This is a genomic window from Alkalicoccus chagannorensis DSM 18086 (assembly GCF_000429725.1).
GTDB classification, from domain to species: domain Bacteria; phylum Bacillota; class Bacilli; order Bacillales; family Salisediminibacteriaceae; genus Alkalicoccus; species Alkalicoccus chagannorensis.
Genome location: NZ_AUCK01000007.1, coordinates 49,126 through 75,653, shown reverse-complemented (window position 1 = coordinate 75,653; position 26,528 = coordinate 49,126). Strand labels below are relative to the sequence as shown.

The following is a 26,528-nucleotide window of genomic DNA, read 5'->3' as shown; positions in this document are numbered from 1 at the left end:
TATTAAAGTTCTGTGCGTTTCTCCTCCACAACCGAGTTCCCTTCTGTCTGCTCGGCGTCCATCCACTGCCACTGTTCGTGCAGGCGGATGCGTCCGTCGGGCAGGGTTTCGGGGGTGGAGCGGCAGGCCCCGCCCCGCAGGTCGCCGGCGGTATTGATGTGGTTGTAGCGGAATTCGAGGCTGCCGTCGTCGTGTACGAGGCCGATCAGCCTTCCGGTATCAATGGAGCCTCCTTCGTACTCGGCGGTTAGGATCTGTCCTTCCTGCTTGTAGTAGAAGGTCGTCGCTGAAGAGACTTCGCCGTTGGCGGTGTTTTCACGTGAAACAAAGATTTTGTTGTTGTAGTTCATGTGTCTCCCTCCAATATGGTATGAACGGCACGTTCGGCGGCGCGGATCGCGCCTTCCAGGTGTCCGCCGCCGTGGGTGTCGGTTTCCGTCCCGCTCAGGAGGAGCCGCGTGCCCCATGCGGCGCTCATGTCCACGGGTCCGTAGACGGGAAAGTCATGCAGCGGTTCTGCATCGGCGGCGACCGCCGTCAGCGGATCGTCCGTCCAGTTGTAGTAGTAGAATGCCGTCGGTGCCGCTGCCGGCGGACCGAACAGGTTTTCCAGCTGCTCGAGGACGAGCTTCTGGATGTCGCTTTCGCTGAGCCGCTGGCGTTCGGCCTGCGGGAGGCCGACGAAGCCGAAAATCGCGCCCGTTCCGTTCTCGGGAGAGGCGTCGTGGATTTCCTGGAGCGGCCCGCGCCAGCTCATCGCCTGGCCGGAGAGTCCCTCCTCCTGCCAGAACGGCGTCTCGTAAACAGCAAGCGCCTTGGCATGACCGGCCATCCACGTCGGACGGTTGTGCATCGCTCCGGCTGTATCCGCCGGGAGCGCCGGATGGAAACGGATGTGTTCGGCAGCCAGGCGAGGCGGCAGCGCCAGCAGGACGGTTTCTCCCTCAAAGGAGCCGTTCGTCGTCTCCACGAGGACACCATCCACCTGCAGGGTCACTGCCGTCACGGTCGTGTGCAGATGGAGGTGGTTTTCCGGCAGCGGGGCAGCCAGCGCATCGGTCAGCTGCTGCATGCCGCCTTGAAGCCGGTGGGACACGGAAGCGGCGCCGGCTGGCAGCTGATGGCGCTGCACACGGCCGCCCGCTTGTTCGACGAGGATGTGCCCGTGCGTATGCTGCGTAGACACGGGTAGGCCGAGCGACTGCACAAGATCAGTCATGAGCGGCTCCTGCTCCGGCCAGTACCACGTCGGACCGAGATCCCAGCCGTCTACGGAATGGACACGGCCGCCGGTCCGCCCTCGCGCTTCCAGGATATGCACCTCTTTCCCTGCTTCTACTAGTTGGTTTGCTGCGTACAGACCGGCGGCGCCGGCCCCGATGATGATCGTGGGCTTGTTCATAGCAATGTCTCCTTTGTTGTCGGTAAGCGGTGTTTCACGTGAAACATCAGGCGTCTGCGGTGGATACGAGCGGTGCATGCGCGAAGGCCTGCCGGCGCATGACGCTCCGGCAGGCCCTTTTACGGTGTGCTTGCGTTATTTGACGATATCCACTGGACCGTGATCGTCGACGTGATCGCCGTGCACGTGATGCAGCCGTCCGTGGACGACGTAATCGTAGTGATCGCCGTGCGGGACGAGTTCATGCCCGCAGTCGTCGTGATGCTCACAAGCGGACTCGACCGGGACACAGTCGGCCGGGTTCTGCTCAGAGACGTCGATGCTGCACTCGTCCCAGTGGCCGTTGTGCTTGTGATGCAGGTGGCCGTCGTGGACGTAGTCGATATGGTCACCGTGTCGGATCGCGGTGTGCCCGCAGGCAAGGGAGTGCTCGTGCTGATGGTTTTCGTGCTTGTCACAGCTCATATGGATCCCTCCACTTTGGTTGATACATTTACTGTAGCACGAGCCGCTGTGCCCTGCATTATTTTCAGAATCGTTTGGATTTAGTTTGCCGCCATGCCGCCGTCGATGCGGTACTGCGCCCCGGTGATAAACGCGGCATCATCTGAGGCAAGAAACAGCACGAGTTTGGCGATGTCCGCATTTTCGCCGTACCGGTGGAGCGGGATGGTCTGCTCCAGCCCCTGCCGTGCTTCTTCTGCTTTGCCCGGACTGAACCCTTCTTCCAAGGAGCGCATCATGCGGTTGTTGACGGGAGACGGATGGATGGAGTTGACCCGGACTTGATACGGTGCGGCTTCCAGCGCGGCGGTTTTGGTTGCGCCGATGACGGCATGCTTCGACGTCACGTACGGAAGCACCCCGGGGGAGCCGATGAAACCGGCGACGGAAGACGTGTTGATGACGCTCCCGCTCTCCTGCTTGTACATGATCGGCAGGACGTGCTTCATGCCGAGAAAAACGCCGCGGACGTTGACGTTCATGACGAAATCGAAGTCTTCTACCTCCTGCTCGATGAGCGGCTTGACCTTCCCTTCGACGCCGGCATTATTAAACAGGATGTCGATCCGGCCGAGCTTCTCCTCGGCCGTCTTTACCCAGCGTACGACGTCATCATCGTTGGACACGTCTGCCTGAACGGCGTAGACCGTACCGAAAGACTTCAGTTCTTCGGCTGCTTTCTCTACTGCTTCCTGATCCACGTCCACAAGCAGGCAGGCTGCTCCTTCTTCCAGAAACAGTTTTGCCGTCTCCTTGCCGATCCCGCCGGAACCTCCAGTAATGACTGCGGTTTTCCCTTTCAGACGCATGATGCTTTCCTCCTTTATCCATATTTACTGACACTATCCTCATTCCCAGCATGAAGGGAAGTAAACGCTTTCCTCGATGCAAGATGATGGCTTTTCGAATAAGGTTTATGATTCTTTAGACCTTGTTTTCATCACATTTTACCAGGACTGATTCAGCATGGGGCTTTCTGGGTATAGGTCACTAGATATGTGTCAGGAATGGAAAGCAGGTGAAGAGATGCTGCATAAAGATCAAATCGATAAGGAAACGTTGTTTGAAGAATATCAAAAACTCTCTGCGGTGATGGAGCACGTGACGACGAGTGTCGTGCTGACGGATCCGTGGTCGGAGGACAATTCCATTGTGTTTGTGAACCCCGCCTTCACAAAGTTGACCCAGTATACGGAAGAAGAGTGCCTCGGCCGCAACTGCCGCTTCCTGCAGGGGGAAGGCACGGAGGAAGCGAAGATTCAGGAGATCCGCGACGCGCTGGAAAAACACGACAGCATCATAGTGGAGCTTTTGAACTATAAGAAAGACGGCAGTCCCTTCTGGAATGAGCTGCGGATCAGTCCGGTGTACGATGAACAGGATAAGCTGATTTACTATATCGGGCTGCAGCTGGATGTCACCGAGCGAAAAGAACGCGAGGCGGCAATCCGCTACTATGCGTCGCATGACGAGCTGACGGGGCTTCCGAACCGGAAGTCGCTCATCGACGAACTGGAAAGCTGGATGAAGGAGGAGCCTGCGTTTTCTATCTGGTTCGTGGATTTGAACGACTTCAAGCTAATCAATGATTCCTACGGCCATCTCGCTGGGGATGAAGTGCTTAAAACGATCGCTGCCCGGATACAGCTGTTTGCAGAAGAACGGTGCGGTTTTGCTTCGCGCATCAGCGGCGATGAATTCGTGCTCGTCTCCAAGGAGCTCCGGGACAGCGAAGGCACCGGGCAGATGCTCGCGGCACTCCGCGAGACCATCGGCCGGCCGATCGACCTCCGCAGTACGAGCGTCACCTTGCGCGCCAGCATCGGTCTGAGTACGTATCCGGACGACGGACGCTCGTTTGAAGAGCTGCTGCGGGTGGCGGACCATGCGATGTATCAGGAGAAGCGGGAAGCCAAGTAGCCCGTAGCACTGCCCTCCCCTATCCGCTATAATGAAAGAAGAGAAGGGGGAGTTCGATGAGCCTGCACCGGACGTTTGCGTCACTGGAAGATTTTGCGGATGCGGTGAGTGAACAGCTGCAGTGCCCGGTTACCATTGAAGATGCGGACCACCGGCTGCTCGCCTACAGTTCGCACGCCGGCGAGACCGACGAGGCCCGTGTCGCGACCATCATCGGCCGCCGCGTGCCCGAGAAGGTCATTAATAAATTCTGGAAAGATGGAGTGATTCCGAGGCTGAACGAGCAGAAGGAGCCGCTCGTGATTCCGCCGAAAGAAGACATCGGCCTCGGCCGCCGGGTCGCCGTATCCATCCGGCGCCGGGGCGAGGTTCTCGGCTACATCTGGGTGATCGATAATGCGTTCCGCCTCGAGGAGCGGGATCTTCTTGTCCTGCAGACGGCGGCGGAGAAAGCCGCGAATGAACTGGCGCAGCTCCATAAACAGCGGCGGTCGCGGCAGCGCAGTCAGGAAGAGGTGCTCTGGCAGCTCCTTTCCGGTGCGCCCTCCCATGAGGAGGCCGCCGCCCAGCTGGCGGACATCGGGTTTCGGGCCGATCAGCCGCTGGCGGTCGCCGTCTTCCGGTTTGACGGCCGGGACGAAGCGGCGTATGACCACCTCGTGTATGCCGCACGCACGACGCAGCAGCTGCACGTGCGCATCGATACGGCGGACGAAGGGCAGGCAGTGCTGCTCGTCTCGCCTCCTTCCACGTCGACCGATTATGCCGAGACCGTACGGACCTTTACTTCGACCCTGCTCCGACGTCTTCCCGAGCCGGAAGGGGTCTATTCAGGCGCCGGCCGGCTCTGCACCGATTTCACCGAGCTGCAGCACAGTTTTGCGGAAGCACAGCTCGTTGCTTCCATGAAGGCGCGCTATCCTGATTTGCTGCAGAAAGCCCGTTTTCCGGCGGATCTCGGCGTTTTCCGCTACGTGGCGCGGCTGCTGGAAACGATCGATCCGGCGCAGGATCCCCTGCCCGAGCCGCTCGCAGCGCTGGCAGCGTACGATGCGTCCTTTGATTCCCATTTAACTGGAACGTTGTTTGTGTTTCTTACCAAGGAAGGATCCGTGAACGAAGCAGCTGCAGCCCTTCATATTCATGTGAATACGCTTTCTTACCGTCTGCGGCGCGTCGAAGAAATTGCGGGCGTCCGGTTGAAAGATACGGCGCAGCGGAGTGGGTTGTATCTGGATCTGCTCCTTTTTCGCGATCGGGTTTGTTGATTTCCACAAATAGACCGCCTGTATTTTTATGTCATCCACAATGCGGAGTACATCGGTCTGCCTCTATACTAAAGTCAGTCTAAAATACAAGGAGGAATCAAGCATGAAGATCGGGATTCCTAAAGAGGTAAAGAACAGCGAAAACCGGGTGGCGATCACCCCGGCCGGCGTGATCACGCTCACCGAGCAGGGGCATGAAGTGATGATTGAGCAGGATGCGGGCACCGGCAGCGGCTTTGCCGACAGCGATTATGCAGCTGCCGGCGCACAGATGATCGCCGACGCGGCGGACGTCTGGACCAAAGCGGAGATGGTCATGAAGGTAAAGGAGCCGCTGCCGGAGGAATACGGCTATTTCCGGCCGGGGCTGATTCTGTTTACGTACCTGCACCTGGCGGCGGAACCGGAGCTTGCGGAAGCGTTGACGAAGCAGGAAGTGACGGCGGTCGCGTATGAGACGGTGGAGATCAACGGCACGCTGCCGCTGCTCACACCGATGAGCGAAGTCGCCGGACGCATGGCGTCTCAGATCGGGGCGCAGTTTCTCGAGAAAACGAAAGGCGGCAAAGGTGTGCTCCTCTCCGGTATTCCCGGGGTCAAACGCGGCCGCGTGACGATCATCGGCGGCGGGGTTGTCGGCACGAACGCAGCGAAACTCGCTATCGGGCTCGGCGCGGACGTGACGATGATCGACTTGAGTGCAGACCGGCTCCGCCAGCTTGATGATCAGTTCGGCGGCGAGGTACAGACGATCATGTCGAACCCGCTGACGATTGCCGAAGCGGTCCGCGAGTCCGACCTCGTCATCGGCGCCGTGCTCATTCCGGGCGCCCGCGCGCCGAAGCTCGTCACCGAAGACATGATTGCGTCGATGAGCGAAGGCTCGGTCGTCGTCGATGTCGCGATTGATCAAGGCGGCATCATTGAAACGGTCGACCGCATCACGACGCACGAAGATCCGACGTACGTGAAGCATGGCGTCGTTCACTACACCGTTGCCAACATGCCGGGGGCCGTGCCGCGGACGTCGACGATCGGGCTCACGAACGTGACGATGGCGTATGCGCTGCAGATTGCGAACAAAGGACTCGAACGCGCTGTCGCCGATAATGATGCGCTTCGAAAAGGCGTCAACACTGCCGGCGGCGCCGTGACGTACGAGGCGGTTGCCCGCGACCTCGGGTATGCCTATCAGCCTGTCGACGAGGCGCTTCGTCTTCCGAACGGCTGAGCGGAAAACCCGCTCCCCTGCCCTGCACAGACTAAAAACGCGCAGCGTCTTTTGGTCGGAACGGCGTGCCTCGTCGCTGCAGGCTGTTAGAGGGAAGAACAGGTTCTTCGTTCTTCCCGCGCAGCGTGCGATGCCGCCGTCTCCTTGTATGAAAACGTATACATTCCTATCCCTTTAGGCAGCACAGCCATCAGCCCAGCTGATGGCTTTTTTTGTTGGCATCAATGGGAGGGGGCGCTCTCCTACAGCAAGGAATGGCATTTCAGACTTCCGAACGAGAAAGCCTACGGTTTAAATCGTAGGATGAATCCTGGACCGGGACGTGTACGGCTTGCTGCAAGAGGAATGGAAGAGCTAGGGACCGCTCCGGTTGAAAACCAGCTTCTGGATAAGGCGACCTTCGTTCCATCGAGAAAAAGCGTGTCCGTTCGTCTGTTTTTTGCGTCGCTTGCCTGTGTGAACCGCGCGCCCTGGGGCTGGAAGCAGGTCGCTTCCCCCATTATTTGAGCCACCTTGCTTGTTTTGAGCCGGGAGGACGCCCTTTTGAGCCGCTTCGTTGATCCATGGTGACGCTTCGGCTTGACGAGTGGGCCACCGCGGCTCTTGGAGGCTGTATGATGCAAAGACGGCCAGCATTCACTGTTAGTTCTCTCCCGCTACTGCAGCGCAAAAAACCAGGCGTTCTCCCTCCGTGGGAAGACGCCTGGTTTTGCTTTCAGCTGTCCTTGTTTTTGCGGATGTAGCTGACGATTTTTCGCAGTTCCTTCGCGCTCGGTCTGCCGAAAGGCGCGGTCTGCTTCTGTTTGTAGAGCAGCCGGTTCTCTTCGTCGAGCAGGAACACCGCCGGCTCGCCGTGCTTCCCTTCATCTTCGTACGGATCCTTTTCATCATCATGCAGGTAGACGCCGTACGCCTCCAGCATCGTGTACGCTTCATCTGAAAGAATGGGAAACGGAAACTGGTTCTCCTCCTGCCAGGCTTTCAAGTTGTCCAGCGTGTCACTGGAGACAGCGGTCACGTGAATATCCCGTTTCTGAAAATAGCCGATGTGCGCCGTAAGATCATCCAGATCTTCTTTGCAGGCGGGTCACCACGAGCCGCGGAAATACACGAGCAGCCGCCATCCCGGGCGGGTGCTGCTGTCTTCCTCCAATGAGTACGTGCTGCCAGAAGCAGCCGGCAGGGTAAACGCAGGGACGGACTGTCCTAATGGTAACTGCATCAACTAACCCTCCTTCCTGTCTTGTCTTTTCCTCCTACCCTTCCTGCCGCGGCGTTAATCTGCCTCTTTCCGCCAGGACGCCGCCGGCTTTTTTGCTGCGCGTTCCGGTCCGCCGGCGGTTCCGCGCGGGTTCTCGCATCCGTGGCGTCTTTTTTCGAAACGGGGAAATGGGCTTTTCTTCGTGCATCCGACGGTTGAACCTGCTATGCTGGCAGGAGAAGGATTGAACGAAGGAGCGGAAACGATATGTACGAACTACCAGAAGCACCGGTCACCCCGGAAACACCAGAGGATCTGCCGGCGCAGGTGATGAAAGTGGCCCGCACCCATTGGGGGACGGACCAGGAAGAAACGGTTGATACGATTGAGGAGGTCCTGCGCGCCAGGCAGGGCTGGTATACGAAACGGACGATGACATACTGGCATGACGGCCGCATTGTGACGTTCACCCGCAAAGGGGAGCTGAAAAATGTGTCCAAATGTCCGGAAAATAAAGTAGAGAAGCTGCTCGAGCAGAACCGCCAGCATAACGAAGCGCTGGAAACAGAGGAACTGCCGGCAGCTGATGAAGCAGAGGGGTACGAGGAAGAAGCCCCGGCTCCGGTGGAAGCGGACGCTCCGCAGGACACGGTATCTTCCATTCCGTCGCTCGAAGAAGAGGCGGACGTGGACATGGATCAGCCCGCCGCGGAAGCCCGCCAGACCGAGGAAGCCGCGACCGAAACGGAAGGGCGTCTGTTCGGCGCGCTGACAACCGAGACGCTCCGCGGACTGTTTGAAGAAGAACCGGGTTCGATCGACGTGCACGGGGAGCTGAAACTGTTGAATCAGGCGCTCAGCCAGGCGGATTCTGAAGTCTCCCGCATGTATCACGAGATCGAGTTCTCCAGCTTCAACGCCAGCCAGGGCTATGCGCTCGCAAAGGCGCTGAAGCGGGCGCTGCAGGCCCGCCGTCAGGTGAAAGAAGCGACGTCGTTTCTTCGCTCGATGAAAGGACTGCTGCTGAAGCGCCAGAAGCTGCAGGCGGCGCTGGATGACACCACCGCCCGTATCGAAAAGCAGGCGGAATCAAAATGGAAGTCGATGTTTGAAGCATCGGAAGAAGCCGATGCAGAAGCAGAGGCCGATACAGAAGAAGACGACAGCGAGCTGCCGTTTTAACTACTCCCCCGTGTCCATTGGCACGGGGGTTTTGCTGTCCGTCCTCCCCCACCTGGTTGTTGTTCTGGTATACTGGAGGAAGAATATAGGAGGATGGGAAGGTGGGACTCCCCATGAGAACCGACGTGATGCTCGATTTTTATGAAGAGGCGGATGCTCCGCTGCTCGCGGACTATGCGCTGCCGAAGGAGCAGCAGCGGTACGCGTCGCTGCCGCTGCAGGCGATTCGGGACGCAGAGGAAATTCCGGGCCGGTATCCTGTGCTGATCCGCAGCGGCGGGCAGGCGGCCGGGTTTTTCCTTCTCGACCGCTGGCCGGGGACGAAGGCGTACACCGACGACCGGGAAGCGCTGCTGCTGCGGAGCTATTCGATTCAGACGCGGTATCAGGGAATGGGGATGGCAGGAGCGTCGCTGGCGGAACTGCCGGCGTTTGTACGGGCGCACTTTCCCGCTTGTACGAAGGTGCTGCTCGCCGTCAACGAGCAGAACACAGCGGCGCAGCGTGTGTATGAACGAGGCGGTTTTGTGCGGACCGGGGAGACGCGAATGGGACGGAAAGGGATGCTCGTGCTGATGGCGCGGACGGTCCGGCTGCTGTGAAGACGTTGACGATGATGCGGCATGAAGCGAGTCGGCATACAGAAGCCCTTCCTGGAAGCCTCCGAATGATCGATCCGCCGCTGACAGAAACAGGACATCTCGCGGCAAGCAGCGGGCTCTCCGCGGCGGACTTTGACATCGTCTACGTCAGCCCTACGCTGCGCACACTGGAGACTGCTGCCGCCCTTCCCGGTATCAACCGGGTCCCGGTCCTCGTCTCCCCGGTTTTCGGTCCGAGAATCTTCCCGGAGCGCTCCAGCTCGTGGAGGTCTCCTTTGGCTTGCTTTCATGCGACGCTTCCGTGTGACTGGTTAATGCCACAGCAGAAAATAAAGGCTCTCTTTCCTTCTTTTGAGCTGCCGTTCTATTCGCGATGGTACTGGGAGGAAGGATGGTTGAATCACGCCCCTGCCTTTCATTATACCGAGCTGCTGCAAAGCTGGATGAACAGGCATTCAAACGATGCAAAGGTGTTGGTCGTCACTCATGACGGTACCATTCAAGCGGTACGTCAGCGACTGCAGCGGCAGACGCTGTCACGGGAACACTTTTTGAAGGACGGCGGCGTGCTTTCTCTGGTGAACAAGTAGGCAGGCGAAGGAGGCTCACCCAATGAGTAGACCTTTCCTGGAGCATAAAAAAGAGGACTAGACGCATCTAGTCCTCTTACGTGTAGGCCGAAGCAATACACCGCTATTCGTTTAATATCACTTTATAATATTCTGAAGCATTTTTAGGGAAACATGTTATGCTGGCAGATAGTAGAGTAGAACCTGCCCAATACAGACGAAAAAGGACACTCGTGCTGATGGCGCGGCTGCTTAGCAATCATTAAAAGAGCGGCAGCAGCGGGAAAACGCCCAGCACCATGCCGGAGAGCACAACGACGATCAGGGAGATGATCAGGAGAAGACAGCCACAGCCGGCGGCCCAGTTCCGCTGGCCTTTTCCTGCTCCGAGAAACATGCCGATGAAGACGAGAATGCCCACGAGGATAAAGCTTTCCATGGAGGTTCCTCCTTACGAATGTTCTCCAGAAAAAAAGCCTGGTCGATGCCAACGGACGCTACAGCTTCTATTATAGGCGTTTATTGGGAAAAACAACACACGTATAAGAGGAATAGGGCAGCGATGTGTATTTGAGGTGAAAAGGAGGCGATCGAATGAAGCGGGTGCTGCTCCTCCCCCTCCTTCTTCTCGGCTGCAGCGGGTACGAAGAGGAAGAAGCGTTTCCGGATGCCCCGGAGGAGACGGTCGGGATGATACAGGAAGCGAAGGAAGACGGAGCGCTCCGTGAGCAGACGCTCGCGTACGAGGCTCCCTATGCAGCGGAGGACTATCACGGGGCCGCGGAAGACGAGCCGTACGACTTCAAGCCGGGCTCGGATGACGTCCGCGTGCTTGTCACGGCGCCCCATGCCGTGGCGCATCTGCGCGAGGAAGAGGAAAAGCTGGCGGAGATCTATACCGGCGCGGCGGCGCACCTGCTGCAGCACTATACGGATGTACACGTGCTCACTGCCACCAGGAAAGCGACCGATCCGTCCTACCATGCGGATGTCCCGTTCAAGGAGAAGCTGGAAGAAGTCGTGGAGACGTATGATATTGCACTCGTCCTCGATCTGCACGGCATGGACGAGACGCACGACATGGATATCGACCTCGGCACCGCCCACGGCGAGCACATCGAAGACTGGCACCCGGAGGCCCTGGCCCACTATGCCGGCGGCTTCGGCCTGGAGGACGTGTACGAGAACCGCACCTTTCCGGCGGAAAATCCGGAGACCATCGCAGCCCATGCGGCTTCGCTTGCCGGCGTCGAGGCGATGCAGATCGAAATCCACGCGGACTACCGGGACCCGCGGGACGACATCGACCGGTTTTCGGAGATGGTGAAGAGCTTGACTGCTTATATAGAGACAACGAAAAACAGGAACTGAGAGCATGAGACAAAAGGAGGAAGCACTGTGAACACGATCGTATTAACAGGTCCGATCTGCGCTGGAAAATCCACTGTAGCTGCAGCTCTCTCTGAACAACTGGATCTTCCTGTCTGCCACATGGACGATATCCGGCATGAGTACTACCAAGAAATCGGTTTTGACGAATCGAAGCAGGAGGAGATTCGAGAGGAACAAGGATTCCTTGGCGTCTACCGCTATTGGAAACCGTTTGAGGCGCACGCGGTGCAGCGCGCTTTAGCAGATTATCCTGATCACATTCATGATTTTGGCGCAGGTCATGCCGTGCAGGATGACCCCGTATCAGCCGACGTCGTCGCCACTGCTTTATCAACGGCTGCCGTCTTTTTTCTCCTTCCTTCCAAAGACCTTCGAGAGGCCAAGCTGGTGCTGAGGCAGCGTCTCTCCAAACAAACCTCCGACCCTTCCATCCTGCAGTTAAACGATGCTTTTGCCGAGCGTATCCAAAGCCGGGAACTCGCTGACTTCACGGTATATACAAAGGGAAAAGCGGCAGCGGAAACGGCAGCAGAAATTACCGCTCTCCTGGAGTGAGGACGCTCGGCTTGCTCAGCCCTTTTTAGTGAGAACGAGAGGGTTGGCGCAGCGTTTTCGAACGAGCCGCTAATGCTCTGTTTTCCTACAACCTAAAAGCCGCTCCCAATCATCCGGAATGGATAATTGGGAGCGGCTTTTGTTAACAGATACGTTACGTTATCGTTCATTATATTTTTTCCAGTTTATCTCTTTTGTCCGCCCGTCTCTTTCTACGAGCTTCTACCTTCTCCCTTAATACAGGATCAGACTCCAACGCCTGTTTTCGAGTCCATTCAGACTTATATGCACGAACCAAATGGTACATTCGACCATCTGTTCGTTCACCAGTTTTCACCTTTTCCGCTTCTTTTACTTTATCCAGCATATGCTGTGGCAGCATGCCTTCCTTGACGTTACCTTTTCCAGCCAGATACATGGCGTATACTTCCTGTAAACGCGCATCTAGTTGTGCTGATTCAACCACTGCTTTCACATCATCAGGATCCAATCCATTCTCCTCTAAGAAGGCTTTTCCCCTATTGACCATGGCTTCCTCGAAAGAACCACGCAGATGATGATACTGTCGGCCGAGATCTTTTGCATTAACCAACACAACCACCTCCTTACAGGTTATGCCATTCTTAAATATATCCCCGCTTTTTCAATAAGCGGTGTAAGTCTACTGTGTAATTTCCCGGTAGTACATCATACGATTTATACTCTTCGTACTTTTCCTGCAACTCTATTATATTTATTTTATCAAACAAGTTTGTATTCCACAAATCCTGCTCATCTTTCTCACGTTCACTAAACAGTTTCATCAATATCAATTCTGTATAGTCAGGAACCCATACACGCAAACACGAAAAACCCTCGTCTATATGCATAGGATTTTCCATCAGCTCGTCTTTAGAGGGAACGCGAATAATCCCTAAAAACCGATCATTCACCCCATACTCGGCTAATTTCTGTTTCCACTCTTTTTCCTCTTCTGCTTTATCCTGTATCTCTTTCGGCAATACTATCAGTGCATCAATATCCGCAGTTGCACGTTGCAGCTCTCCCTCCAAAACCAGCGCACTTCCTCCAACGACATAAAGGTCAATAACACCCTCAAATCCAATTCTCTCCAGCTCAATATCCAAAAAATCTAACGCTTCGAGCACACCCTCCCGCCCGTGTATCATCATCATTTACCGCCTCCTTACGTGCATATGTGCATAGAGCTTTTTTATACGAAGAAAAGGGATAATGACCAATCATGGTATTACCCCTTCTTTGATCTTTCTATGATTATATCCTGCCGCTCTTACTTGACTGAATCTACTTACTGCTTCAGCAGCTTCACAATCTCTTCGTTCACCTTCTGCTTTTCTTCGTAGTAGATGCCGTGGCCGCTCTCTTCAAATGGGACGAGGTCGGCGGTTGGAATCATGCGCTCCATTTCTTCGGCGAAGGCGAATTCACAGATGTTGTCGTGGCGGCCGTGAAGGATGGTGACGGGGACATGGATTTCGCCCATTTCATCGCGGAGGTCGGCATCTCGGAGTTCTTCGCCGCTGGAAACCATCGCGTATTCGGAGGCCTGGCTGCCCATGCTGATGAGGCTGTCCTTCACGTCCTGGGCGACATCCTGATAGAAGAACATGCTCTGGAATTCTTTCAAGGTCGCTTCGCGGTCGGACTGCATGTTTTTGATCAGCTCATCGACCTGGTCTCTGTCCTGTCCGAGGGTGTAGCCCTGACGCTGGGTAAAACTTGGGGCGGCTGCGCCGATCAGCACGAGCTTCTCGAGTCGTTCATCGGCGAATTTCGCCGCATGGCGGATCGCAGCAGCGCCGCCCATGGAGAAGCCGGCAAGATAGTACCCTTCGATCTCCAGCTCATCAATTACTTTTTTTACATCTTCCGCAAAGACGTTGTACGTATAGTTCATGTGCGGTTTGTCGGAGTCGCCGAACCCGCGCAGGTCTATCGCATACACCCGGAACCCTCTGGCGGACAGTTCTTCCAGCTGCCATTTGAACATGTTTTTGTTCAGCGGCCAGCCGTGCAGCAGGACGAGCGGCTTGCCTTCGCCGCGCTCTTCGACTTGGATGCTCGTCTTGTCATCGACCTGTACTTCGTGAATCATCGAACCCCTCCTCTGGTATTTTCTCTCTCTTTTCTTGTCATTCCCGCTGGGTCTTTCGATGAAACAAAGAACTCGGTCCCTCCGGCCGGATGAGCATCCCGGTTTTCAGCAGGGAGCGCCGCCGCGGCTTTGTCGCACGTCTCCCTTTATCGTCCACACCGGCCGCCCTCTTTTTTTGTGCAGAAGACCGCAGTGCATTCCTCTGTTCTTTCGCTTCGGAATCCTGTACGTTAGGAGGCAGAGAGGTGATCGGGATGCAGATCGTGTGGTTAAAAAGAGACCTGCGGGTAAGCGACCATGAGCCGCTGCGGCGGGCATGCAAAGGGCCCGGCCCCGTGCTGCTGCTCTACGTGATGGAACCGTCCGTCTGGCAGGCTGGGGATTTGTCCAGGCGGCATGCGCAATTCGTGCTGGAAAGTCTCGTGGAACTGCAGGCGGACGTGCGCCGTCGCGGGGGTGAGCTTGTGACGATGAACGGGGACATGGAGGACGTGCTTCCCGAGCTGGAGGAAGCGTACGGTCCGTTTACGCTGTATGCCCATGAAGAACACGGGACGCCGTGGACGTACTCGCGGGACCGGAGGGTGCACGCCTGGATGAAGGAGCGGGAGTACTTGTTCCTCGAGTATCCTCCGTTCGGCGTCACCCGCCGGCTGCAGGACCGCACGACGTTTGATGAGCACTGGGAGGCGCTGATGCGGCGGCCGCAGCTGGATCCGCCCCATCGGATGCAGGCGCCGGACGTCCTTCCGCCGGAGGCATCGACCGACGTCTATGCCATCAAGAAAGTCGACGTGCCGGGAGAGGTGATCCGGTTCGGGCAGCAGGGGGGCGAGTCGCTGGCAGAAGAAACCCTCGACAGCTTCCTGCGCGAACGATGGCCGGTCTACTTGAAGCACATCGCCAAGCCGCAGCAGGCGGCTTTCTCCAGCAGCCGGCTTTCCCCGTATCTGGCGTGGGGGAATATATCGCTGCGGCGGGTGTATCAGGCAGCGAAAGCGGCCGGGGATGCCCGGGCGATGCGGGCGTTCCGTTCCCGGCTGCACTGGCACTGTCATTTTATCCAGCGGCTCGAGGATGAACCTGCGATTGCGGAGAAGACGATGAATCCGGCGTTCGATGACGTCCGCGAGCCGTGGGATGAAGACGCGTACCAGCGCTGGCTGGACGGGCGCACGGGCTTTCCGATGATCGATGCGGCCATGCGCTCCCTGCGGAAAACAGGCTGGATCCCGTTCCGGTCCCGGGCGATGCTCGTGTCGTTTGTCTGCAATACGCTGCTGCTCGACTGGCGGCGACCTGCGCAGGATCTGGCGCGGCTGTTTCTGGACTATGAACCGGGGATTCATTTCAGCCAGATGCAGATGCAGGCCGGGACAACCGGCTTCAACACGATCCGCATCTACAATCCGGTGAAACAGGGAAAAGATCAGGACCCCGATGCTGCGTTTATCCGCCGCTGGGTGAAAGAGCTGCAGCACGTGCCGGACGCGTTCGTACACGAACCGTGGAAGGATCCGCATTTTTTCCACAGAAACTACCCCGGTCCCGTCGTCGATCTCGTCAAAGCCAACCGGCGGGCCCGGGCGGTGCTGTGGGAGACGAAAGCGTCGAGTGCCGCTCAAAAAACGGCCGGAGAGCAGCTCGAAAAGCATGGATCCCGCCGCCGGCGCCAGGAGCAGAAGGCGGAAAAACCTTCGTCCGAGCAGCTTTCCCTCTTCGATCAGCCACCGGAATAGCCTTCGTGTTATCCACAGGGGCGGAAAATCGATAAGAAGCGCCCGGAAGTGCTCTTTTTCCACAAGTTATCCCCAATTCGTGAAATTATCCACAAAAACTATCCACATATCAACAAGTTTTCCCCAGGAGGATCTGTTCCCCCTGGGGTCTTTTCCTGCCGATATAGACGTTTTTCAAAAAAGGTGGTGTTCGTATCCACGGAAATCCACGTAGAAGCTGTGGAAAACTGTGGACAAGTCTGTGTACATGCTTACGCACCAGCGGCAATCCGGTAGGCTGCTGCTTCCGGACAGAGGAAGCAGGTATGCCCGTGATCCGCTGTCTCCTCCAGCTCCGGCGGCGGTCCGCCGTCCTCAATGACTTCTTCGAGTCCTTCCTCGATGTGCTCCTTGCAGCTGTAGATCATGTGCGCCCTCCTTTGTGGATAACCTCGTCTGCTGTCCACTATAACACGAAGCGTCCCCACGGTGCGACACCCTTGTGGATAAAGACAGATGGCCGCCTTTGTGCAGCCTGCCTGCTTCCTGTGGACGGCTGGTTTTTCGCGATGGAAACCGAGAGCCTTCTGGGCCGCCCCTGCACGACACTCCCATCCTACGCATACAGGAGCTGCCCGGATGGACAGCTCCTGCCAAAAATTCCTGTTGTTTTCCCGGGCTGCGCTGTACGTACCCAGCCTCCCTGCCCGGATCGAGCGGGTCTAGAAAATCTGTTCCGAGAGGGTCACGGTTGCTTCGCTTCTTTCTCCGTTCCGATAAAACTGGACGTCGATCTCATCTCCAATGTCGGTTTCGGTATAGAGATAGCGGCGCAGTTCATTCGCATCGCGGATCTCTTCGTCGTCGAGCGACACGATCACGTCGCCTTCTTCCAGTCCGCCTTCCGCTGCCGGGGATCCCGGCTCGACGCCTTCCAGGTACACACCGCCGCTCACATCGTCAGGCAGACCGAGGGTGCTTTCCCAGTGGAAGGATGGAATTTCCTGCAGCGACCGGAGAATAATGCCCATCTGCGGACGCTGGACTTCCCCGTGCTGTTCCAGGTCCTCGATCACCGGCAGCGCCACCGAGGTCGGAATGGAAAAGCCGATGCCTTCGACCGCCTGCTGGGCGATCTTCATGGAATTGATGCCGATCACTTCGCCTTGAATATTCAACAGGGCACCGCCGCTGTTACCAGGGTTGATCGCCGCATCGGTCTGCAGCACTTCTGCTTCCCAGTCCGGCTGGTTGTTGCCGCTGATGTCGACGGGAATGCTGCGGTCGGTCGCACTGATGATGCCGAGCGTGACGGACCCTTCAAACGCGAGCGGGTTGCCGATCGCGATGGCCGGCTCGCCGGCCTGGAGGGTATCCGAATCTCCGAAATCCGCCACGGTGTCCACTTCCGCTGCATCGATCGTCAAGACGGCAAGATCCGTCAGTACGTCTTCTCCGACGAATTCTGCCGGGACGCGCGCGCCGTCGGAGAGCGTCACGTCGATATTCGTGTCGCCTTCAGAGGCTCCTTCGATGACGTGCTGGTTCGTTACCACAAAAGCCTGCTCGCCGTCGATTTTGTAGACGATGCCGCTTCCCGTACCTCCGCCTTCGCCGCCTTCCGGTGTATCAAACATGCCGGTGCCGGTCTGGTTCATGTTGACGATTCCAACAACCGCCTCGGACGTCCGCTCCACTGCCTCGGTGACGTCCGAAGTCGTTTCCAGACTGACGGATTCCAGTTCTTCCTCCATCACTTCTTCAACAGCCGGTTCATCGTCTTCCTGTTCGACAGCCTCCTCGTCGGCCGTATTGCCACCGGCCGGACCGATGTCGTACGGCAGAAAGCCGGTACCGGCAAGCATCGGGATAGAAAATACGACAAGGAGCGCGCCGATCACGGCTCCGATAAATGCGGTCAGACCAGGGCGGCTGCGCCGCCGCTTGTTTTCTCTTGTATGTTCCTGATCATAATAGCCCATGCAGCATACATCCCCCTTTCCATGTCGACCAGCGTCGAAATGCTGATTCTCCTTTATTTTAAAAAATTCTGAGCGCTGCGTCTATCTGTGCGCACCCGCTTCGATAATTTTCCAAAAGTAACCGCCAGCTTCCCACAAAGTACGTGCCTTCTCCCTTTTTCTGTGGAAAGAACGCGGAACCGCTGCGGCTGCAGGGCGGCCGGCGGAAAGCGGGTCGCTCCGCTCGTTTTTGGAGACGGTTCCGGCTGCGAAGCGGGTCGCCTGCTCATGAAAGGGCGTCGCCTGCTTCTTTTTTTGCGCCACCTGCCGACAAACGAGCCACTTTCCTGACCTTTTGAGACGCCTGGAACCGCAATGCTGCCGCTTGCCTTCTCGTTTTGCGCCACGCCGTCTTCGTCCACCCGGTCCTGTTCTTTCTGCGACGTGCTGCTTCTTTTTTCTATGTCTCTGTGAAAGCCTAGTGTTGTTATAACAAAAGTACGCGTACGCCTCACTTCGAGGGAAGAAAAAGGTGCTGTTCCTTCCCGTCCAGCGCATGGAGCCGCCGTCACCCTGTATGAGAAAGCATACATGCTTATACTTTAAAAAAACAGACGCCGGAGGTTCCCCCTCCCGGCGTCTGTTTTTTGTCGTTATCCAGTTGTTACAGCTCTGTCAGCACGGTCGGTTTTTCCGGATCGGTATCAAACAGGCGGAAGTCTTCTCCCGGTGCTGCGCCCTCCAGCTCCAGCGTCTGCTGGACCGTCATGCGTGCGAGGTCCTTCATGTTGTTGTCTTTGCTCAAGTGGGCCAGATACACATCCGCCGGGCTCCGACGGACGAGCTGTGCGAGGGCCATGCCGGCATCTTCATTGGACACGTGGCCTTCATCCCCGAGGATCCGCCGCTTGACGTTCCACGGATAATGACCCATGCGGAGCATGCCGACATCGTGGTTCGATTCGAAAATCAGCGCCTGGGATTCTTCCGCCAGGCCGAGCATGCGGTCGCTGACGTAGCCCGTATCGGTCAGGATCGTCAGTTTTTTTCCATCGTGGCTGAACGAGAAAAACATCGGATCAGCGGCATCGTGCGACACGTGGAAGCTTTCGATATCGAGGTCGGCAAACGTGCGCTGCGTCCCGGTCGCAAAGGTAAACTTCTGGTCCAGCGGAATCTCGCCGACCGAGGCGGCCATCGCTTTCCATGTGCCTTCATTTGCATACACCGGCAGCTGATAGCGCCGGGCCAGAATGCCGACCCCTTTGATGTGGTCGCTGTGTTCGTGACTGACCAGGATGCCGTCGAGCGCCTGCAGGGATAGTCCTGCTTCGGCAGCCAGTTTCTCGATTTTTTTACCGGACAGGCCCGCATCGATGAGCAGCTTCTGCCCCGCTGTCTCGACGTAGATCGCGTTGCCTGTGCTTCCGCTTGCCAGCACACTGAACTTCAAACTCATACCTGCATCCTCCTGTTGTTACGATGACACGTCCTGTATATCACCGGTCATGGCGTTGACATAGTATGCTTCTTCGTCGATGGTAATCCGCCAGGCAGGGGCGTATACCTGGAAATTCGCGTCCACTTCCATCAGGCTGTAGTAGCCGAGCTGGGCTTCCGTCACGGCAACGTTCGTGCCGATGCCGATCGTGTTGTCATCCAGCAGCACTTCCAGCGCGCTCATCGTCGTCAGCAGCTCCCGGTCGTCCCCGCGGTCGGTGACTTCCAGATACGTCTGTTCATACGCCGCGATTTCGTCGCTGTCGTTGACGTGGAGAACGAGGTGGAAGTCGTCGCGCTCGTACTGGTCAATGATGCGCCCCTCAAATTCCTGCAGCAGACGGATCTCCTGCTCGTCTTCGTCATACTCGACGACACGGTACTCCTCTCCGCGGAAGACGAACCGCTCGAGAAACGGCTCCACGCTCGCCCGGATGCTCGTCATCGTCACCGGGTATGGATCGTCGAGTTGCGAAAGAATCGTCGTGTCGTCCTCGACGTCGATCTCCTGATCATCCAGCGACTGGTTCAAAAGCACCGGCTCAAAGGCGCGTACTTCGGCTGTGATCGGGCTGCCGCTGCGTTCTTCATCCGGGTCGTCAATATCAATATCGATCCGCTGCTCCTCGAGCCGGGAATCCAGGGCCGGCGTCGCGAGTTCAGCGAGGTTCTGCCGCTGCTGCATTTCCGTCAGCTGATAGCCGAGGAAAATGTTCAGAAGCACAAAGGTAATGATAAAGATTGATTTCGTTCTACTCCAATCCATCGGTCGGCACCTCCGGCTCCTGCTGCTCCGGCAGCGTAATCTGATTCCACTGGCCACGGGCATAAACAAACCATACCGGCTCGAATACCGCCAGCGAATTGTCGAGGTTCATCGAATAGGCAATCCGCGCATCTTCGACGTCCCCGCTGGAGAACAGCTCCTCCTCATCGATCTGCGTTTCCACCTCTTCGTAGGCGGGCAGCTCGATGTTCGTGTCGATCTCAAACGGTTCTTCTTCCAGCTGGAAGAGCGGCCGGGTGTAGTCGGAAATATCGAGGCCGGCACGCTGCAGCGCGATTTCATAATGACTCGCATTATTCGTGTTGGAAGAGAACACCGGAAGTCCCTCGACGTGCAGGGTAAAGACGGCTTCTGCATCCCCGTTGTCGCTCCAGGACGTCGCGTAGTAATCATCGGTCCAGCCGAAATGGCCGTTCACGAATTCCTGCGAAGTTCTGAGCATCGTCTCCGAGGTGACAGGCCCACCGGCTGAATCCGGGTGGATGTAATGGAGCGTCGACCCTTCATCCTCGATATGGAGCATCCGGCTTGAATCGGTGTAGGACGTTTCCTCCCCGTCTGTTGAATACTGCTCAATGTAATCGGGGTCCGGGAACAGACTTTGAATGAAGCCATCCTCGGAAATGTCGTTTGTTTCGTACATAAAGATCCGCTCGTTCACCGGTTCTGCGGCGACGTACGTATAGGAGACGATATCGTCCTCCTCGTCTTCGCCGAACAGCCTCGGCTCCACCAGGGTCCGCTCGGTCACGATCCCCTGCCGGAAAGAGCGCATCTCAGACGGCGAGAGGGCGGTATCCGATTCAAACACTTCCTCTTCTTCTTCATCGACAAAACGGACGACGACGTCGGCCGTATCTTCGCCTTCGGTCTCCAGGATCATCATCCGGTCGACGTTCTCGACGAGGATATCTTCTTCTTCTATATCAAAAAGAAACGGGAGCCAATTGTCTTCGAGCGCTTCATCAAAGAAAACTTCCACCCCCTGCAGGCTTTCGCCCGGCTCTGCAAGCACATCTGTGCTCACGGGGGTCATCGCTTCCAGCTCCACTTCTTCGAGGGCTGTGAGCAGCTCTTCGTAGTTGTCGCCGGCCGGATGAATCCAGAAACGTTCCTCGTCCTCGTAGGAAATCACCTGCGACGGATAGAGTAGTTCGGTGAGCGATTTGGATTCTCCGATGTCTTCGATTTCAATGAATGCTTCGGCGGGGGTGTCCAGCTCATCATGCGCCGGCTGGTACGTCCAGACGAACCAGCTCAAGATCAGACTGCTGCCGATCATGAGCCAGAGCAGCCCCGTTTTAATATGCTCGATGACTGTCATTTACATCACCGCCTCCTGCGCGGTCGGCAGGCTGAAGGAGAAAGTCGTGCCTCTCCCCCACTCACTGCTCACCCAGATAGTTCCGCCGTGGGCCACGGCAATTTCCCGTGCGATCGCCAGGCCGAGGCCGGTGCCGCCGAGGTTTCTCGATCGCGCTTTGTCCACCCGGTAAAAGCGGTCGAACACGTGATGGAGATTTTCTTTCGGTATCCCGACGCCCTCGTCCCGGATGCTTGTCACGATCCGGTTCTGCTCCACTTTGAGCGAGATGGTGATGGTACCACCTTCCGGCGAGTATTTGACGGCGTTGGAGATAATGTTGTCCAGCAGCTGCGTCAATTTATCGCGGTCTCCCTGCACAGTCGGAGCTGATTCCGGTACACGGCGCTTAAATTGAATTTTCGAGTTGTCGGTAAACATTTCAAACCGGTCGATGACGTGATTGACGAGCTGCGTCGGCTCAATGTCCGTCATATGCATTGCGCTCTCCCTGCCGTCCATTTTCGAGAGCTGCAGCAGGTCGTTGACGAGCCGGATCATGCGGTCGGTTTCATTCGCGGTCACTTCCAGAAACTGCGGCGCAATGTCTGGATCTTCGATGGCCCCGTCGCTGAGCGCTTCCAGGTAACTTTTCATCGATGTCAGCGGGGTCCGCAGCTCGTGCGACACGTTGGCAACGAACTCCCTGCGTTCTTCTTCAATCCGCTCCTGTTCGGTCACGTCGTGCAGTACAGCGATGATGCCGTTCTCCTCCTGATTGTCTTTCGTAATCGTCGAGAAGTTCGCTTCGATCACCATTTCGTCTTCCTGTGTATCAAAATCAAGCAGCAGCGGATCCTGGAACCGGTACAAATCATCCATCTTCATGAATTTATGCAAGTTCAGGACATGCGTCATTTCCACTCCGAGCATGTCTTCCTGCTGGCGGTCGAGAATCTCCTCTGCGCGCCGGTTGACGAGGATGACACGCCCTTCGCGGTCGGTGGCGATCACGCCGTCGGTCATGTGCATCAGCACGGAAGCGAGCTTGCGCCGCTCGCCCTCCGTCGTCGCGTTCGCTTCTTTCAGCCTGTCGGTCAGATCGTTGAATGTTTCTGCGAGCTGGCCGATTTCATCGTCGCCGTAGACGTGGACATACTGGGTGAAATCCCCCTGTCCCATGATGGTCGCCTGCTCCTTCATATCCACAATCGGCCGCGTGATCGTCCGGGACAGAATCACGCCGAGGCCGGCCGTCAGCACGAGCGCCAGCGCCGTTCCGACGAAGAGAATCTGGTTGATTTCCTGTATCTGTTCATAGATCGCTTCCATGGAAGCCGTAATGTAGATCGATCCGACGACCTGCTGATTATCGGTCTCCACAGGGATCGCCATCTCCAGCACACGCTGGTTGCCTGCCGGATCGATTTTGATTTCTCCTTCGCGGTTCTCCAGGCCGAGCAGCGCCTGCTTCTCCTGAAGAATCGTCGTCCGCTGTCCGACATACCGGCTGTGCGCCGGGTCGGTGGCCGTGATGAGATACTGGTTGTCATCAACGACACGCACGTTGGCCTGTTCCATGTTGAACACATCGCTCTCGAGGATATCGTCAATCCTCTCCTGAAGCGAATCATCCTCTTCTTCCTCTTCGGCCGTCATCTCCTGCTCCACGTTATAGGCCAGCAGGCTGGCCGTTTCATTCAGGGACTCGCGGAAATTGCTCTCCAGCTGTCCTTCCAGGTTCTGGGTGAAGTAGAATCCGATGACCTGCATCGCAATCAGGATCAACAGGACATAAATGACCGCAATCTTGACGTGGATCGATTTGTAAAAGCGGATTTTTTTCATACGTTAACTCTCCTGCTCTGCCTGCCTTAAGTAGTATCCGACGCCGCGCCGGGTGACGATATAAGACGGATTACTCGGGTTATCTTCGACTTTTTCCCGCAGCCGCCGGACCGTGACATCAACCGTCCGGACGTCACCGAAGTAATCGTAGCCCCAAACCGCCTGCAGCAGGTGTTCACGGGTCATGACCTGACCAATATGGCGGGCAAGATAGTGAATCAGTTCAAATTCCCGGTGCGTCAGTTCCATCGGCTCGCCGCGTTTCGTGACGAGGTAGGCATCCGGCTGAATCTCCAGCATCCCGACTTCAATGTTTTTCGAGCTGCCGCCGGTGTCTTCCGACTTCTGATTCCGGCGGAGGTTCGCTTTCACCCGCGCCACCAGCTCCCGCGTGCTGAACGGTTTCGTGACGTAATCATCCGCCCCGAGCTCAAGGCCGAGCACTTTATCAATCTCGGAATCTTTTGCTGTCAGCATGATGATCGGCATGTCGTATTTTTTTCGTACTTCGCGGCAGACTTCCATGCCGTCGCGGTACGGAAGCATAATATCTAAAAGAATCAGGTGCGGCACGTGCTCGTAGGCAAGATCGACCGCTTCGTTGCCATCATAGGCAACGACGACCTCAAATCCTTCTTTTTCTAGTCCAAATTTCAATATATCGGCAATCGGTTTTTCGTCATCCACAACAAGGATCTTTTTATTTTCCATCGTGTACCTCCTGTGTGCTCGTTGACTTTCCTTCTCATTCTATCACAGAACCCCGTTCGACGATATTTCGCCTTGATGACAGGGCAGAGGCGCACCGCGCCTTCTGCGGATCCGCAGGCTTGCTGCGGGAAGAAAGGATTTTTCTTTCTTCCCGCGCAGCGTGCGGCGCCGTCACCCTTAATGAGAACTTATACATTCTTATATTGCAAAAAAGCCCGTTTTCAGCGGCAGCGGCATGAAAAGCGGGCAGGGATCATCGAAACAGCTTTATTCCTGCCGGCATAGGCCGCAGGAGATCGAAGGGAGATCGGGTTCTTCGTTCTTCCCGCACAGCGGACAGCGCCGCCGCCTCCTTCTATGAACACGTATACGTGCTTATAAACAAAAAAACTATCCTGCCTGCGCGGGCGGATAGGGGAAACGGGTGCTGATGGTGCTGGCCAGAGGACTTGAACCCCCAACCTACTGATTACAAGTCAGTTGCTCTACCAATTGAGCTAGGCCAGCATCCAGAAATGGTGGCTCGGGACGGAATCGAACCGCCGACACACGGATTTTCAGTCCGTTGCTCTACCGACTGAGCTACCGAGCCGCATCTAAATGAAGGCATAAAAAAATGGCGGTCCCGACGGGAATCGAACCCGCGATCTCCTGCGTGACAGGCAGGCATGTTAACCGCTACACCACGGGACCACTCTAACAAAAACGTATGTAATTGGTTGCGGGGGATGGATTTGAACCATCGACCTTTGGGTTATGAGCCCAACGAGCTACCAGACTGCTCCACCCCGCGGCAATGTGTAAGGTGCGTTTTACCGCAACTTCTTAATTGTATCTTCTCTACTATCAAAAGTCAACAAGGAATTGTAATGGTGACCCGTACGGGATTCGAACCCGTGTTACCGCCGTGAAAGGGCGGTGTCTTAACCACTTGACCAACGGGCCACAGCGCCTTGCGACATCTATTATAATAGCACTTTCGGCATCATTCCGCAATCGTTTTTTACAAATTCTTTATATAAAAGGGACTGCGGAGGACCCCGGTGCTGTAGACAAAAATGATTGTACCAAGCCCCGGAATCCTGCGCAATAGGTTGAGGAATAGACAGAATAGTCAGGCTGTGCCTACTGATCGAGATACGTTCGTTTCCGGTAGAGAATCAGCGCACAGCCGGCAGCCGCGACGGTCCAGGCCGCGACTCCGCCGAGGTGCAGCAGCCCGCTTTCCCCGTTTCCTGCTGCAGCTGCCAGGTATTCCAGCTGGAAATTCGGCAGGTACTCGAGCAGAAAGGCAAACGAATAGTCCTCGACCAGTTCAAAAAACAAATTGCCCATACCGAGAAGAAAAATGACCGGCATCACGAGGACCGACGCTTCAATCAGTGATTTCGTAAACAGCGCGAGAATCATACCGAGGAGTAGATAAAACAAGAGCGACAGCACCAAGCCGGCATAGATCACCGGAGCATCCGGCATATAGCCGGTAAGCTGCAGGCAGATGACAAGCGTGAGCAGCGTGATGGCAGAAGCGACTGCGCTCTTTCCGAGCATGATCTCCGTGCCGGAAGCCGGACTCAGCATGAGGGAGCGGAGCGTCTTTCGTTCTTTCTCTTCGGCAAGCAGGGCCATCTGCACAAAACAGGTGACGGTGGCAAACGTGATATTGATGATCATGAAGTGAATGACGAGCGGCACGTCCGCTTCACGACCGAAAATCAAGGCAAACAGAAACGGCGTGATCAGGGTAGACAGGATAAATAGGTTCCGCGTGACTTCCTTCATGTCTTTCAGCGCTACGGCATACGTTCGTTTCCAGGATATGCTCATACAAGCTCCCTCCCCGTCACTTCAATAAAGATGTCTCCAAGCGTCGGCACATTCGTCTGGATGGCCGCGATGCTGCCGGTTTTCATCCAGCCGGCCAGCCGGTCTGCGTGCTTTTCATCCTGAATCAGCCGGTACCGGCGGCCGTCCTGCAGCTCCACGCTGATCGATCCGTCGGCGTGCTCCCGGCGCAGCTCTTTCGGCACCCCGCTTTTTTGAATGCTGCCGTGATGCAGAAAGGCGACCCGGTCGCATAAAGCTTCCGCTTCTTCCATATCATGTGTCGTCAGAAAGATCGTCACGCCGTTTTCTTTCTGCTCGAGGAGAGCTTCATGAATTTTTTTCGTGCTGGCCGGATCGAGTGCTGCGGTCGGCTCATCGAGAAACAAGAGCTCCGGCTCGTGCAGCAGCGCGCGGATCAGCAGCACCCGCTGCATCATCCCTTTGGAGAGTTTATCCGCACGTTTGCGGGAAGCCTCGGTCAGTCCGGTTAAAGCAAGCAGTTCGTTGATGCGTTTTTCCGGTGCCTTCACGCCGTACAGATCTGCTGCAAGCTTCAAGTTATCCATCACACTCAGGCGCTGATACAGCCCGGTTGCTTCGGTCATCACCCCGATCCGCTGGAGAAAGTCCGGCTGTTTCAACTGGTCTCCCGTTTTTCCCATGACGGTGACGGAGCCGATATCCGGCTTCATCTGCCCCGTCAGAAGGTGGATCGTCGTCGTCTTTCCCGAGCCGCTCGGTCCGAGGAAACCATAAATCTCCCCTTTCCCGACGTGCACGTCGAGATCCTGCAGGGCCGTCTCCTCCCGGAAGTATTTGTACACATGCGTCACATCAATCATGGCATATTCCCCTTTCTGCTGGTTGGATACTCTCAGCTTAAGGGGGAATGCACGGCTCTGCATTCGAATCCGGGTGAACGGAGGGGAAA

Annotated in this window: 27 protein-coding genes, 5 tRNA genes and 1 pseudogene; 9 read left to right on the top strand and 24 right to left on the bottom strand. The window is 56.6% G+C overall.

What is annotated here, in order from left to right:
• Positions 1-2 precede the first annotated feature (2 nt).
• The 4 genes from G477_RS0105985 to G477_RS0105970 all read right to left on the bottom strand — a co-directional run bounded on the left by G477_RS0105985 (position 3) and on the right by G477_RS0105970 (position 2,715).
• Positions 3-350, bottom strand: coding sequence for an avidin-fold protein (locus G477_RS0105985; RefSeq protein ID WP_026697170.1), 348 nt, complete (start codon positions 348-350; stop codon positions 3-5).
• A complete protein-coding gene (locus G477_RS0105980) occupies positions 347-1,402 on the bottom strand; it encodes a flavin monoamine oxidase family protein (protein WP_026697169.1) in 1,056 nt (351 codons plus the stop codon). Before G477_RS0105980 ends, G477_RS0105985 begins: the two co-directional genes overlap by 4 nt.
• Before the next feature lie 135 nt (positions 1,403-1,537).
• On the bottom strand, positions 1,538-1,867 hold the full coding sequence (locus G477_RS20895; protein WP_084406148.1) for a hypothetical protein: 330 nt from the start codon (positions 1,865-1,867) through the stop codon (positions 1,538-1,540).
• Positions 1,868-1,947: 80 nt separating this feature from the next.
• Positions 1,948-2,715 carry an SDR family NAD(P)-dependent oxidoreductase gene (locus G477_RS0105970; protein ID WP_342664179.1) on the bottom strand — a complete coding sequence of 256 codons (768 nt, stop codon included), beginning with the start codon at positions 2,713-2,715 and terminating at the stop codon, positions 1,948-1,950.
• 217 nt (positions 2,716-2,932) lie between these two features.
• Between G477_RS0105970 and G477_RS0105965 the strand changes: the two genes are divergently transcribed.
• The 3 genes from G477_RS0105965 to ald all read left to right on the top strand — a co-directional run bounded on the left by G477_RS0105965 (position 2,933) and on the right by ald (position 6,325).
• Positions 2,933-3,826: a diguanylate cyclase domain-containing protein gene (locus G477_RS0105965; protein WP_026697166.1), complete on the top strand. Its 894-nt coding sequence runs from the start codon at positions 2,933-2,935 to the stop codon at positions 3,824-3,826.
• A 56-nt stretch (positions 3,827-3,882) separates the two neighbouring features.
• Positions 3,883-5,094, top strand: a complete 1,212-nt coding sequence (locus tag G477_RS0105960) for a PucR family transcriptional regulator (protein ID WP_026697165.1) — start codon at positions 3,883-3,885, stop codon at positions 5,092-5,094.
• A gap of 103 nt (positions 5,095-5,197) precedes the next feature.
• A complete protein-coding gene (gene ald, locus G477_RS0105955; protein ID WP_026697164.1) occupies positions 5,198-6,325 on the top strand; it encodes an alanine dehydrogenase in 1,128 nt (375 codons plus the stop codon).
• A 715-nt stretch (positions 6,326-7,040) separates the two neighbouring features.
• Here the strand turns inward: ald and G477_RS21530 are convergent.
• A pseudogene (locus G477_RS21530) lies at positions 7,041-7,400 on the bottom strand (peroxiredoxin family protein); the annotation flags it as partial.
• A 12-nt stretch (positions 7,401-7,412) separates the two neighbouring features.
• Entirely contained in the window at positions 7,413-7,547 is a 135-nt protein-coding gene (locus tag G477_RS21600; RefSeq protein WP_281171123.1) for a hypothetical protein, read from the bottom strand.
• Positions 7,548-7,793: 246 nt separating this feature from the next.
• Between G477_RS21600 and G477_RS0105935 the strand changes: the two genes are divergently transcribed.
• From G477_RS0105935 to G477_RS0105925, 3 genes are all read left to right on the top strand, one after another.
• On the top strand, positions 7,794-8,708 hold the full coding sequence (locus tag G477_RS0105935; RefSeq protein WP_026697162.1) for a hypothetical protein: 915 nt from the start codon (positions 7,794-7,796) through the stop codon (positions 8,706-8,708).
• A gap of 113 nt (positions 8,709-8,821) precedes the next feature.
• Positions 8,822-9,310, top strand: coding sequence for a GNAT family N-acetyltransferase (locus tag G477_RS0105930; protein WP_026697161.1), 489 nt, complete (start codon positions 8,822-8,824; stop codon positions 9,308-9,310).
• Positions 9,311-9,375: 65 nt separating this feature from the next.
• Positions 9,376-9,900, top strand: coding sequence for a histidine phosphatase family protein (locus G477_RS0105925; RefSeq protein ID WP_170203844.1), 525 nt, complete (start codon positions 9,376-9,378; stop codon positions 9,898-9,900).
• Between the two features lie 241 nt (positions 9,901-10,141).
• Here G477_RS0105925 and G477_RS21150 read toward each other — a convergent pair whose 3' ends face one another.
• On the bottom strand, positions 10,142-10,318 hold the full coding sequence (locus G477_RS21150; RefSeq protein WP_156897298.1) for a hypothetical protein: 177 nt from the start codon (positions 10,316-10,318) through the stop codon (positions 10,142-10,144).
• Between the two features lie 155 nt (positions 10,319-10,473).
• Between G477_RS21150 and G477_RS0105915 the strand changes: the two genes are divergently transcribed.
• Together G477_RS0105915 and G477_RS0105910 are read left to right on the top strand one after the other, a co-directional pair.
• A complete protein-coding gene (locus G477_RS0105915; RefSeq protein ID WP_026697159.1) occupies positions 10,474-11,250 on the top strand; it encodes a hypothetical protein in 777 nt (258 codons plus the stop codon).
• 27 nt (positions 11,251-11,277) lie between these two features.
• Positions 11,278-11,826, top strand: coding sequence for an adenylyl-sulfate kinase (locus G477_RS0105910; RefSeq protein ID WP_026697158.1), 549 nt, complete (start codon positions 11,278-11,280; stop codon positions 11,824-11,826).
• Between the two features lie 169 nt (positions 11,827-11,995).
• Here the strand turns inward: G477_RS0105910 and G477_RS0105905 are convergent, their stop codons facing one another.
• The 3 genes from G477_RS0105905 to G477_RS0105895 all read right to left on the bottom strand — a co-directional run bounded on the left by G477_RS0105905 (position 11,996) and on the right by G477_RS0105895 (position 13,942).
• On the bottom strand, positions 11,996-12,418 hold the full coding sequence (locus tag G477_RS0105905; RefSeq protein WP_026697157.1) for a hypothetical protein: 423 nt from the start codon (positions 12,416-12,418) through the stop codon (positions 11,996-11,998).
• 31 nt (positions 12,419-12,449) lie between these two features.
• Positions 12,450-13,001, bottom strand: a complete 552-nt coding sequence (locus G477_RS0105900; RefSeq protein ID WP_026697156.1) for a DUF6036 family nucleotidyltransferase — start codon at positions 12,999-13,001, stop codon at positions 12,450-12,452.
• 134 nt (positions 13,002-13,135) lie between these two features.
• Entirely contained in the window at positions 13,136-13,942 is an 807-nt protein-coding gene (locus G477_RS0105895; protein WP_026697155.1) for an alpha/beta fold hydrolase, read from the bottom strand.
• Between the two features lie 254 nt (positions 13,943-14,196).
• Between G477_RS0105895 and G477_RS0105885 the strand changes: the two genes are divergently transcribed.
• Complete coding sequence (locus tag G477_RS0105885) at positions 14,197-15,681, top strand: FAD-binding domain-containing protein (protein WP_051287747.1); 1,485 nt, start codon at positions 14,197-14,199, stop codon at positions 15,679-15,681.
• A gap of 251 nt (positions 15,682-15,932) precedes the next feature.
• Here G477_RS0105885 and G477_RS20890 read toward each other — a convergent pair whose 3' ends face one another.
• The 14 genes from G477_RS20890 to G477_RS0105805 all read right to left on the bottom strand — a co-directional run bounded on the left by G477_RS20890 (position 15,933) and on the right by G477_RS0105805 (position 26,439).
• Complete coding sequence (locus G477_RS20890) at positions 15,933-16,088, bottom strand: CxxH/CxxC protein (protein WP_084406145.1); 156 nt, start codon at positions 16,086-16,088, stop codon at positions 15,933-15,935.
• A 294-nt stretch (positions 16,089-16,382) separates the two neighbouring features.
• The gene (locus tag G477_RS0105870; protein WP_026697153.1) at positions 16,383-17,642 is read right to left on the bottom strand and encodes a S1C family serine protease; all 1,260 of its coding nucleotides are present in this window, start codon (positions 17,640-17,642) and stop codon (positions 16,383-16,385) included.
• Positions 17,643-18,285: 643 nt separating this feature from the next.
• On the bottom strand, positions 18,286-19,080 hold the full coding sequence (locus tag G477_RS0105860) for an MBL fold metallo-hydrolase (RefSeq protein ID WP_026697151.1): 795 nt from the start codon (positions 19,078-19,080) through the stop codon (positions 18,286-18,288).
• 18 nt (positions 19,081-19,098) lie between these two features.
• Complete coding sequence (locus G477_RS0105855; RefSeq protein WP_026697150.1) at positions 19,099-19,887, bottom strand: two-component system regulatory protein YycI; 789 nt, start codon at positions 19,885-19,887, stop codon at positions 19,099-19,101.
• Positions 19,874-21,232: a YycH family regulatory protein gene (locus G477_RS0105850; protein WP_026697149.1), complete on the bottom strand. Its 1,359-nt coding sequence runs from the start codon at positions 21,230-21,232 to the stop codon at positions 19,874-19,876. Before G477_RS0105850 ends, G477_RS0105855 begins: the two co-directional genes overlap by 14 nt.
• Positions 21,233-23,059 (bottom strand): cell wall metabolism sensor histidine kinase WalK, encoded by a 1,827-nt coding sequence (walK, locus tag G477_RS0105845; protein WP_026697148.1) that lies wholly within the window; start codon positions 23,057-23,059, stop codon positions 21,233-21,235. It lies immediately after the preceding gene.
• A 3-nt stretch (positions 23,060-23,062) separates the two neighbouring features.
• Positions 23,063-23,770 (bottom strand): response regulator YycF, encoded by a 708-nt coding sequence (gene yycF, locus G477_RS0105840; protein ID WP_026697147.1) that lies wholly within the window; start codon positions 23,768-23,770, stop codon positions 23,063-23,065.
• Between the two features lie 431 nt (positions 23,771-24,201).
• Positions 24,202-24,277, bottom strand: a tRNA-Thr gene (locus tag G477_RS0105835).
• Between the two features lie 9 nt (positions 24,278-24,286).
• Positions 24,287-24,362 (bottom strand) — tRNA-Phe (locus G477_RS0105830).
• 25 nt (positions 24,363-24,387) lie between these two features.
• Positions 24,388-24,463: transfer RNA gene (locus tag G477_RS0105825), tRNA-Asp, on the bottom strand.
• Positions 24,464-24,486: 23 nt separating this feature from the next.
• A tRNA-Met gene (locus G477_RS0105820) sits at positions 24,487-24,563 on the bottom strand.
• Positions 24,564-24,640: 77 nt separating this feature from the next.
• Positions 24,641-24,715: transfer RNA gene (locus G477_RS0105815), tRNA-Glu, on the bottom strand.
• A gap of 180 nt (positions 24,716-24,895) precedes the next feature.
• The gene (locus G477_RS0105810; RefSeq protein WP_026697146.1) at positions 24,896-25,597 is read right to left on the bottom strand and encodes an ABC transporter permease; all 702 of its coding nucleotides are present in this window, start codon (positions 25,595-25,597) and stop codon (positions 24,896-24,898) included.
• On the bottom strand, positions 25,594-26,439 hold the full coding sequence (locus G477_RS0105805; RefSeq protein ID WP_026697145.1) for an ABC transporter ATP-binding protein: 846 nt from the start codon (positions 26,437-26,439) through the stop codon (positions 25,594-25,596). The genes G477_RS0105810 and G477_RS0105805 overlap by 4 nt, the downstream gene beginning before the upstream one ends.
• Positions 26,440-26,528 lie beyond the last annotated feature (89 nt).